This window comes from Nonomuraea guangzhouensis, assembly GCF_019396345.1.
GTDB lineage: Bacteria > Actinomycetota > Actinomycetes > Streptosporangiales > Streptosporangiaceae > Nonomuraea > Nonomuraea guangzhouensis.
In genome coordinates this window covers 325687-335151 of record NZ_JAHKRM010000013.1, presented here as the reverse complement: position 1 = coordinate 335151, position 9465 = coordinate 325687, and the positions used below count along the sequence as shown (strand labels likewise).

Here is a 9465-nt window from a genome sequence, read left to right as displayed (position 1 = left end):
GGGGTGCGGGGTGCGGGGTGCGGGGTGCGGGGTGCGGGGTGCGGGGTGCCGGGTGCCGGGTGCCGGGTGCCGGGTGCCGGGTGCCGGGTGCCGGGTGCCGGGTGCCGGGGCTTAGCTATTTGCCGATGTGGCAAGAAACTTTGTCATGTCGGTGTATGCGGGTGAGAGTACGAGGCATGACAACACAAAACCTGCAGTCCCCGGCCGCCGATTCCGTACCTCCGGAGCAGCGCTATGACGTGGTGGTGCTCGGGGGCGGAGCCGCCGGGCTGAGTGGGGCGCTGGCCCTGGCGCGGGCACGGCGCTCGGTGCTGGTGATCGACGCCGGGCGCCCACGCAACGCTCCTGCGGCCGGTGTTCACAACTACCTGGCGCTTGAAGGCACTTCTCCCGCCGAGTTGCTGGCCTCGGGGCGGGCGGAGGTGAGCGGGTACGGCGGGGAGTTCCTGGACGGGACCGTCAAGACCGCTGAACGCCTTACGGGAGGGGGCTTCCGTGTCGTCCTCGACGACGGGACCGGGGTCGAGGCGGATCGGCTGCTGGTGACCACGGGCCTGGTCGACGAGCTGCCCGAGGTGCCGGGACTGGCCGAGCGGTGGGGGCGGGACGTGCTGCACTGTCCCTACTGTCACGGCTGGGAAGTACGGGATCAGGCGATCGGCATCCTGGCGACCGGGCCGATGGCGGTCCACGCGGCCTTGATGTGGCGGCAGATGAGCGCGAACGTGACGCTGTTCACGCACACCGCGCCCGAACCCAGCGACGAGGAACGTGAGCAGTTCGCCGCCCGTGGCATCTCCGTCGTCGACGGCCAGGTGACCGGCCTGGAGGTGACCGGCGACCGGCTCACCGGCGTGAACCTGGCCGACGGGCGGGTGATCCCCATCCAGGCGCTGGTGGTCATCCCGCGCTTCACCGCTCGCGCCGACGTCCTCGTCGGACTGGGCCTGGAGCCGGCCGAGCTGGAGGTACGTGGTCACGTGATCGGCAGCCACATCGCCGCCGATGCGACGGGGGCGACCTCCGTGCCCGGGGTGTGGGTGGCGGGCAACGTCGCCGACCCGATGGCTCAGGTCATCGGCGCTGCCACGGCGGGGTTGAAGGCCGGAGCGGCTATCAACGGCGATCTGATCGCGCAGGATACGGCTCGCGCCGTTACCGCGTACCGCGCCCGGAAACCGGCCGCGCACGATCCGTTCTCCGCCGAAGTGGAAGCAGAGCTGACCGAACGCGTTCTGGGCGACCGCCGCCACGGCTTGTGACAACTGAGGTCGTGTACGCCTCCGCCACCACTTCGCGGGCGACGCACGGTGGACCACGGACCACAGACGGTGGACCACGGACCACGGACCACGGACGGCGCACGGCGGACGGCGGACGGCGGACGGCGGACGGCGGACGGCGGACGGCGGACGGCGGACGGCGGACGGCGGACGGCGAGAGACCGTTGGCTGTGAGGGACCGCCGGGTGGCAGAGCAGGCCGGTTGCGGCGCAGGCCCAATGGCGGCGCAGGCCCAGCGGCGGGCGCAGGCCCAATGGCGGCGCAGACCCAGCGGCGGGCGCAGGCCCGGTAGCAGCCGCAGGCCCGGAGCCGGTGCAGAGCGAGCAACGGTGCAGGGTGGGTGGCGTGTCTACCGGATGGCTGCTGGGCCGATATTTCGTTTTCTAGTGGGAATCATGCCCGTTCGGGGAAGGCCTGGGTGTCAGGGGAGGCCACCATGAGCGACCGGACACGGGCGTTGGGCGTCTGTCTCGCGTCGGCGTTCATGGCCGGACTCGACGTGAGCATCGTCAACGTGGCGTTGCCCTCGATCCGGGCGGGCCTGCGGGCCTCCGAGGACGGGCTTCAGTGGACGGTGTCCGGGTACGCGCTCACGTTCGGGCTGCTGCTCGTGCCCGCCGGTCGGCTCGGTGACGCGCGTAGCCGCCGGGCGATCTTCATGGTCGGGGTCGCCCTGTTCACGGTGGCGAGCGCGGCGTGCGGTTTCGCGCCGAGCATGTCGGTGCTGCTGGTGTCCCGCCTGGTGCAGGGCATGGCGGCGGGCATTCTGAACCCGCAGGTGTCGGGGCTGATCCAGCAGATGTTCCGGGGCTCCGAACGAGGGCGGGCGTTCGGTGCTCTGGGCGCCACGATCGGCGTGTCCACGGCGCTCGGGCCGCTGATGGGGGGCGCGCTGGTCTCGGCTTTCGGGCCCGAGCAGGGCTGGCGCTGGGTGTTCCTGGTGAACCTCCCGATCGGCATCGTGCTCCTCCCCCTGGCCTACAAGTTCCTGCCCGCTCCGCAGACCGGCCTGCCTCGGCGGCAGGAGAGTCTCGACCCCGTCGGCGTACTCCTTCTCGGCACAGGCGTGGCCGCCCTGCTCCTGCCCTTCATCCAGCAGCACCAGTGGCCGGGAGGCACCAAGTGGCTGCTGCTTCCGGCCGCGCTGCTCGTGCTGGTGGGCTTCGTGGCCTGGGAACGGAGCTACCGCAAGGAGCCCCTGGTCGATCTCGGGCTGTTCGCCAAACGCTCATACAGCCTCGGCACGGCCATCGCGCTCTTCTACTTCGCCGGATTCACTGGCATCTTCTTCATCTTCACCCTGTACCTGCAGAGCGGTCTCGGTTACAGCGCGCTCCTGGCCGGGCTGTCGATCAGCCCCTTCGCGCTGGGCTCGGCGGGCGCGTCGGCGGCCGGCGGGCGCCTGGTCTCGCGGGCCGGGCGCCGCCTGGTGGCCATCGGCCTGGTCACCGTACTGGCCGGACTGGGGGCGACGATGGTCGCCACCATGCTGGTCCCTGGCGCCGGCGTGGGCGCGGCGACGGCGGTGCCCCTGCTGATCGCCGGGATGGGCAGCGGTTTGGTGATCTCTCCCAACCAGGCCATCAGCCTGTCGGAGGTGCCCCCGGAACAGGGTGGGAGCGCGGCCGGAGTCCTTCAGACGGGTCAGCGCCTCGGCTCGGCCATCGGCATCGCCGCCGCGGGGTCGGTGTTCTTCGGCGCGCTGGGGCAGGGCTGGCCGACCGCGTTCCGGCACGGTCTGTGGGTGGTGGCGCTGTTCGTCTCGATCGCGCTGGCGGCGGCGCTCTACGACCTGGGCCGCGAGTACGCCGACCGCCGCAGACTCCACTCCGCTCCATGACCGCGACCGTGTTCACCGGTCAACGCCCGACCATCTCCTGGTACGGCCCGGCGAAGGCGTAGTAGTCGCGTACGTACGCGGCGGCGCGTTTCTGAGCCGGCGGCTGGGAATAGGTCGGTCAACTATAGTGTCAGATGACACTATAGATGGGGACGTCATGGCCGAGCTGGATCCGGGATGGCAGCGGTTGGTGGACCTCACGGTCCTGGCCTTCCTGTCTGAGGCGCCGCGGCACGCGTACGACATGAACACGCAGGTTCAGCTGCGCCACAAGACGTTCGTCTCCGGCCTGCCCCGGAGCATGTACCGGGCGGTGGACCGCCTGCACAGAGCGGGTCTGATCGAACCGGCGGAGACCACCAGGGTCGGCAACCGGCCCGAACGCACGGTCTATCGCCTCACCGAGGACGGACGCGGAGAGTTCTTCCTGCGGCTCAACGCCCTGCTCTCCACCCCAGGCCCCGAGCAGGGCGGTTTCTCCGCGGCGATGTCGTTCATCGCCCACCTCGACCCGGCCGCGGCCGCCGAGATGCTCCAGTTGCGGGCGGTGGCGCTGGAGGGGCGCATCGCCCAGGTCGCGGCGGAGTCGGAGCTGGCGGAGCCGCACGTCCAGCGGGTGTCCCTGCTCGAATCCGAGCACCTGCTGACCGTGTGGCGGGCCGAGCTGGACTGGATCCGGCGGGTCATCGCCGACCTGCGTTCCGGAGAGCTGACCTGGGACCTGAGCGAGATGATCGCGCGCACCGGAACCGCCGAGGAGGACTCCACCAACGATGGCGAGCGCGAGGAGAACGAGCACCTGCGCGTGGTGAAGAAGGACGAATCTGCGTGAACCGTGATGATCTCCCCTGAGCTTGTCATACCTCTTTCGCGGAGTGGCCTGACGGCGACCGACCAGGGCGGGCGGAAGGCCGCGGTGCTGCGGGCGAACGGGCTGGGCGACCGCGCCTCCCCCCAGCGTCGGCGCGCTCGGCACCGACACGGGTGGGCTGCTGTCCCACCCGGCGATCATCGCCCGTGAATATCGCGTCCCCGCGGTGCTCGCCACCCGCGACGCCACCACCGTGCTCCGCGACGGCCAGACCGTCACCGTGGGCGGCAACGCGGGAACCGTCGACACCGGCTCGTAGCACCGTCGGGAGGACGCACCCCCTGCGCATCCTGTTCGCGTCACTTCTACCTCGCGTGGACGGCCAGGATGGCGGGCACGATGTCCGCGTCGGCGTGCTGTTCCGCCGATCACCCTGATGCGGCGCTTGACCTCCATGGGTTGAGGGCGCACGTCGGCTCCGGCGACATACGCGATGCCTCGGTCTTCCGCAGGTTCACCGTACGAACGGCAGGGGCCCTGCCGTCAGCCACGCCCGTCCGATCGCAGCCCGCGGCGGATGCGGCGCATATAGATGCCGGAACCCACGGCGAGCACGGCCAGGATGGCGACGAGAGTCGCGGTGGCCCTGGTGAAGGCGAGATCTGGCGGCAGGGTGACGACGTAGACGACCCGGCAGGTGGCCTCGATCATCAGGCCCACCGCCCAGAACGCGGTCATGATGTAGACGGCGCGGCGGAAGCTCGGTGCCCGCCAGCGCCGCGCGAAGAACGCCTCGCTCTCCGGTGTGCCGCCCGACTTGCGCATGAACTCGAAGATCAGCGGGCGCCGCACGATCACGGAGCCGAGCAGGATGAGGCCGAAGCCGCCGCTGAAGACGGCTTCCCTGGCGACGGCGATCCCGGGCCGCCCGGTGATCAGCGCCGCGCCGATGCCGAAGACCAGGATGAGCAGGACGAGCACGGCGAGCCCGTCCACGCGCCGGGCCTGAGCCAGGCGGACGACGAACCGGGCGAGCGGCGCCACCGCGGCGACGGCGAGCGAGGTGATCAGGCTCCAGCCCAGCACGTTGTGGCCGACCACGTAGATCGCGTACGGGATCACGGCGTCTATCAGGAGCGCGGGTAACAGCGACCGGATGAGCTTGCGGGGGTCGGGGCGCGGAGGCGGCGCCTGATCTGGCGACAGAGGACTCATGCCCGGCCCTTCCGCTGATGACATGTCGATTATCTATAATGTCATCTGTCATTATAGTCGACTGTCCCTAAGCTGAAGGGCATCGCCCACAAGGGATGCGAGCGGCCTTCGATCGGGCGCGTGGTGGGGTCGAAAGCGACGAGGCATGGATGAGCTGTTCGCGGGTGACCGATCCGTGGTCGACTGGCCGGCGGCGGCGTACTAGCGGATGCTCGCCCACCGCTTCCCCACAGCGAAGGTGATGCTGACGGTCCGCGTCATTGAATCGGGTTCTGGAAGCGACCGTCTGCCAGCGGGTCTTCTCCGGGGACACGGCGAACGAGGACCACCTGATCGCTCCGCTTTCTGAGCGATCAGGCCAACCTGCGGGGACCGCCGTCCGGGCGGGGGCCTGGTGGGGTGCGGATCGTGGCCCGGGCGCCCAGGATGATGACGCCCTCCCTGCCCACCAGCACCTGGTCGAGGTCCAGACGGGCCACCTCCGGCAGGTCGTTGGCCAGGCGGCCCACCCTGACCAGGAGATCCTCCAGGGCGTCGACCGCCACGGGCGGGTAGCCGTACTCGCCGAACAGCAGCGGGGCCGCGCGGACGGAGCGCACCAGCCCGGCGGCGTCCTCGCCCGCGAGCGGCGCGAGCCGGAAGCCCTGGTCGAGCAGGAGCCGCGCCGTCACCTCGCCGAGCCCGAAGGAGACTATGGGCCCGAACGCCGGGTTGTCGGTGACGCTCACCACGGTGGGTACGGCGGGCTGCGGCGCCATCCGCTGGACCGCCAGCTCCACGTCCTCCCCGAACTGGCCGGCGAACTCGGCGTAGGCGTGCCGCACACTGTCGGGCCCCGCCAGCCCGAGCCGTACGGTGCCGGCCCGGCGGGCCGCCTCAGGACCGGCCACCTTGAGCACCACCGGCCAGCCCAGCCGTTCGGCCGCCGCGACCGCCTCGTCCGGGGACCGCACCGCCTCGCCCGGCCAGACGCTCAGCCCGTAGCAGGCGAGCAGCTCGGCCACGTCGGCCGCCGCGGCCTCGACCGACGGCCCTGGCTCGGCGAACAGACTCCGCGCGGCAACGGAAGCCGCGGTGGGAACCGCAGTGGGAACCGCAGTGGGAGCCGCAGTGGGAACCGCAGTGGGAGCCGCAGTGGGAGCCGCAGTGGGAGCCGCAGTGGGAGCCGCAGTGGGAGCCGCGGACTCCGCAGGAGGCGCGACGGGAGCGACGGACTCCGCGGAAGGTGCGGCGGCGGTGGCTTCCGGATAGAGGATGCGGTGAATCAGGGTGCGGGCGCGGTGTGGGTCGATGTCCGGCAGTTCGGGCGGCGGCAGCGACGGCTGTGCGCGCCACCGCGCGTACCGGGCCACGTACGCCAGCGCCCTGACCGCCTCCTCCGGCGCCGCGTACGAGGGGATGGACCCCCGCGAGGGCACCGCGCCCACCCGCAGATCGGGATGCATGCCGAGATGTCCCTGGAAGGTGGCGAGCACCGGCTTGGCCGAGCCCTCCGACACCCGCAGCAGCTCGGCCGCCACCTCCGTGTCCTCGCCCGGGATCGGTGGCATGTAGATCACCACCACCGCGTCCACCGACGACGAGCCGAGCCGGTCCGCGAGTGCCGCGCCGAAGGAGGCGGCTCCGGCGCCGGCGCCCAGGTTCACCGGCGGCAGGGGCTCCAGGCCCGCGGCGACGCAGGCGTCGGCGGCCAGTAGGCCCAGGGCGTCGGAGTTGGTGACCAGCCCGACGCGTGGACCGGCGGGCAGCGGCTGGTAGGCCAGGAGCTGGCCCACGTCGAAGAGCTGGATGAGATCGTCCACCCGGATCAGCCCCGCCTGCGAGAACAGCGAGCTGATCGCCGAGTCGGGCAGCCCGAGCGCCTCCGCGGAGTGGCTGTCGGGCGTCCCGCCGCTCTTGACCACCACGATCGGCTTGCTCCGCGCCAGGCGCCTGGCCAGCCGGGTGAACTTACGGGGATTGCCCAGCGACTCCAGGTAGAGCAGGATCACCTCGGTCGAGGCGTCCTCCTCCCAGTACTGGAGCAGATCGTTGCCCGACACGTCGGCCCGGTTGCCCGCCGAGACGAACGACGAGATGCCCATCCCCCGCTGCGCCACCCGCTGGAGCAGGGCGGTGCCGAGCGCGCCCGACTGGCTGAAGAAGCCGACCCGGCCCCGGCCGGGCACGGTCGCGGCGAGGGTGGCGTTGAGCTTGACGGCCGGGTCGGTGTTGGCGATGCCGAGGCAGTTGGGCCCGACCACCCGCAGGCCGTACGCACGGGCGATGCGGGCCAGCTCGTCCTGCCGCTCACGGCCCTCGGTGCCCGTCTCGCCGAACCCGGAGGAGACCACGACCAGCCCGTGTACGCCCTTCTCCGCGCACTCCTTGACCACCTCGACGACACCGGCGGCGGGCACGGCCACCACGGCCAGGTCCACCTGGTCGTCGATCGCCGTCACGCTGGGATAGGCCCGTACGCCCGCCATCGCCCGTACCTCCCGGTGCACCGGGTAGACGGGGCCGCTGAAGTCGGCGGCGAGCAGGTTGCGCAGCACGGTGTGGCCGACGCCCCCCGGCTCGCGCGAGGCGCCGATGACCGCCACCGAGCCCGGCGCGAGCAGCCGGGCGATGGATCTGGCCTCGGCACGGTGTTCGCGGGCGGTCGTGACCTCGGTCGAGGTGTCGGTGGGTGTGAGGTCGAGCGTCATGCGGACGACGCCGTCGGCGAAGCGGCTCTCGGCCGTGTATCCGGCCTGGCGCAGCACGCCCATCATCTTCATGTTGGCGGGGAGCACGTCGGCCACGAAGCGTTCGATGCCGCGTTCGCGGGCCGTGGCGGCCAGGTGCTCCAGGAGCACCGAGGCCACTCCCCTGCCCTGGTGGGCGTCCTCGACGAGGAAGGCCGTCTCGGCCTCACCGGGCCCCGTCCGGTCGTAGCGGATCACGGCCACCATCTCGGTGCCGATGGTGGCGATCAGCGCGACCCGGTCGGCGTAGTCGACGGTGGTGAACCAGGCGACCTCCTTGTCGGAGAGCCGCGGCCTCGGGCCGAAGAAGCGGAAATAGATGGATTCGTCGGAGAGCCGGGAGTAGAAGGCACGCAGTCGGTCGGCGTCGGCGGGCTTGATCGGGCGCACGTGAGCGGTGCCGCCGTCGGCCAGGACGACGTCGGCCTCCCAGTGGGCGGGGTACTGAGCCTCCACAGTCCCGAGCGTAGACCGCATCCCGGTTGCCGAGCTCCGCAGGGCCTATTGGGCAACGCTTGTGCATCGACTGCCCCCCTGTGTCCGGGGTACGCCCCACGGGTAGCCCGGAAGCTGTTAGTTTTGCCGTTGGCCAGGCTCGTTCTGAAGGCAGCAAGGTGGTGGCATCATGACGCGGGTCGTCGTGGTGGGCGATCTCATGACCGACGCGGTCGCGCGCGCCCGTTATGCACTCGCCAGGGCGAGCGACACTCCGGCGATCGTGACGATGCACGGCGGTGGCTCAGGGGCGAACATCGCCTCCTGGCTGGCCGTCGAGGGTGCCGAGGTGGCCTTCATCGGCCGCCGGGGCGCCGACATCACCGGTCGAAACCGTGACATGGAGCTGATGGGCTACGGCGTGGACGCCCGGCTCGTCATGGACCCTGAGCGACCGACCGGCACCTGCGTGGTGCTCGTCACCCACAAGGGTGAGCGGACCATGCTCTCCGACCCGGGCGCCAACGCGGCGCTCTCGCCGGAGGACCTGCCCCGTGACCTGTTCGGCGGGGGTCATCTGCATCTGTCCGGCTACACCCTGATCAACGAGGGGTCCCGCGACGCGGGGCTGGCCGCGCTCGACATGGCGCGCCGGTCCGGGATGTCGATCTCGGTCGACTGCTCGTCGTCCGCGCCGCTGGAGCGTACGGGTGCCGAACCGTTCCTCGAGTGGACCAACGGGGCCAAGCTGCTGTTCGCCAACGTTGACCAGGCCAAGGTGCTGACCGGCCGCGACGATCCCGAGGCCGCCGCCAAGGTGCTCACCGCCTGGTTCCCGCAGGTCGTGATCAAGATGAACGACGAAGGCGCGCTCTGGTTCGGCAACAGCCGCTCCGAGCCCGTCCGGGTCGACGCCGAGCCGGTCGACCGGATCATCGACGGCACGGGGGCGGGCGACGCGTTCTGCGCCGGATTCCTGCCGCCGTGGCTGGAGGGCAAGCCGCCGACCGAGGCGCTGACGGCCGGCTGCCAGCTGGCGGCACAGGCGATCGGGCACCTGGGAGCGCGTCCGCGCCTCTAGTGCGATCTTTCCGGCGCCCTTTATCGTAGGAGTCCCGAAAAAGGACGATTCACGAAAAGGACGATAAGGAG

The 9465-nt window shown here is 71.1% G+C and carries 6 protein-coding genes and 1 pseudogene; 5 read left to right on the top strand and 2 right to left on the bottom strand.

The genetic code is table 11. The features are described 5' to 3' along the window. Positions 1-176: 176 nt before the first annotated feature. From KME78_RS27805 to KME78_RS27790, 4 genes and pseudogenes are all read left to right on the top strand, one after another. Positions 177-1262 carry an NAD(P)/FAD-dependent oxidoreductase gene (locus KME78_RS27805; RefSeq protein WP_219532298.1) on the top strand — a complete coding sequence of 362 codons (1086 nt, stop codon included), beginning with the start codon at positions 177-179 and terminating at the stop codon, positions 1260-1262. A 457-nt stretch (positions 1263-1719) separates the two neighbouring features. Next, positions 1720-3123 carry an MFS transporter gene (locus tag KME78_RS27800; protein WP_219532297.1) on the top strand — a complete coding sequence of 468 codons (1404 nt, stop codon included), beginning with the start codon at positions 1720-1722 and terminating at the stop codon, positions 3121-3123. 157 nt (positions 3124-3280) lie between these two features. Further along, positions 3281-3955, top strand: coding sequence for a PadR family transcriptional regulator (locus KME78_RS27795; RefSeq protein ID WP_219532296.1), 675 nt, complete (start codon positions 3281-3283; stop codon positions 3953-3955). A gap of 136 nt (positions 3956-4091) precedes the next feature. After that, a pseudogene (locus KME78_RS27790) lies at positions 4092-4253 on the top strand (PEP-utilizing enzyme); the annotation flags it as partial. 224 nt (positions 4254-4477) lie between these two features. On the opposite strand, the gene KME78_RS27785 reads toward KME78_RS27790, so the two are convergent. Together KME78_RS27785 and KME78_RS27780 are read right to left on the bottom strand one after the other, a co-directional pair. Continuing rightward, positions 4478-5149, bottom strand: a complete 672-nt coding sequence (locus KME78_RS27785; RefSeq protein WP_219532295.1) for a VC0807 family protein — start codon at positions 5147-5149, stop codon at positions 4478-4480. A 353-nt stretch (positions 5150-5502) separates the two neighbouring features. Next, positions 5503-8355 (bottom strand): bifunctional acetate--CoA ligase family protein/GNAT family N-acetyltransferase, encoded by a 2853-nt coding sequence (locus KME78_RS27780; protein WP_246651936.1) that lies wholly within the window; start codon positions 8353-8355, stop codon positions 5503-5505. A gap of 148 nt (positions 8356-8503) precedes the next feature. On the opposite strand from KME78_RS27780, the gene KME78_RS27775 reads away from it, so the two are divergent. Then, positions 8504-9394 (top strand): carbohydrate kinase family protein, encoded by an 891-nt coding sequence (locus KME78_RS27775; protein WP_219532294.1) that lies wholly within the window; start codon positions 8504-8506, stop codon positions 9392-9394. Positions 9395-9465 lie beyond the last annotated feature (71 nt).

Coding starts and splice junctions, on each gene's coding strand:
- KME78_RS27805 (WP_219532298.1), top strand. CDS start 177: ATGACAACACAAAACCTGCAGTCCCCGGCCGCCGATTCCGTACCTCCG.
- KME78_RS27800 (WP_219532297.1), top strand. CDS start 1,720: ATGAGCGACCGGACACGGGCGTTGGGCGTCTGTCTCGCGTCGGCGTTC.
- KME78_RS27795 (WP_219532296.1), top strand. CDS start 3,281: ATGGCCGAGCTGGATCCGGGATGGCAGCGGTTGGTGGACCTCACGGTC.
- KME78_RS27785 (WP_219532295.1), bottom strand. CDS start 5,149: ATGAGTCCTCTGTCGCCAGATCAGGCGCCGCCTCCGCGCCCCGACCCC.
- KME78_RS27780 (WP_246651936.1), bottom strand. CDS start 8,355: ATGCGGTCTACGCTCGGGACTGTGGAGGCTCAGTACCCCGCCCACTGG.
- KME78_RS27775 (WP_219532294.1), top strand. CDS start 8,504: ATGACGCGGGTCGTCGTGGTGGGCGATCTCATGACCGACGCGGTCGCG.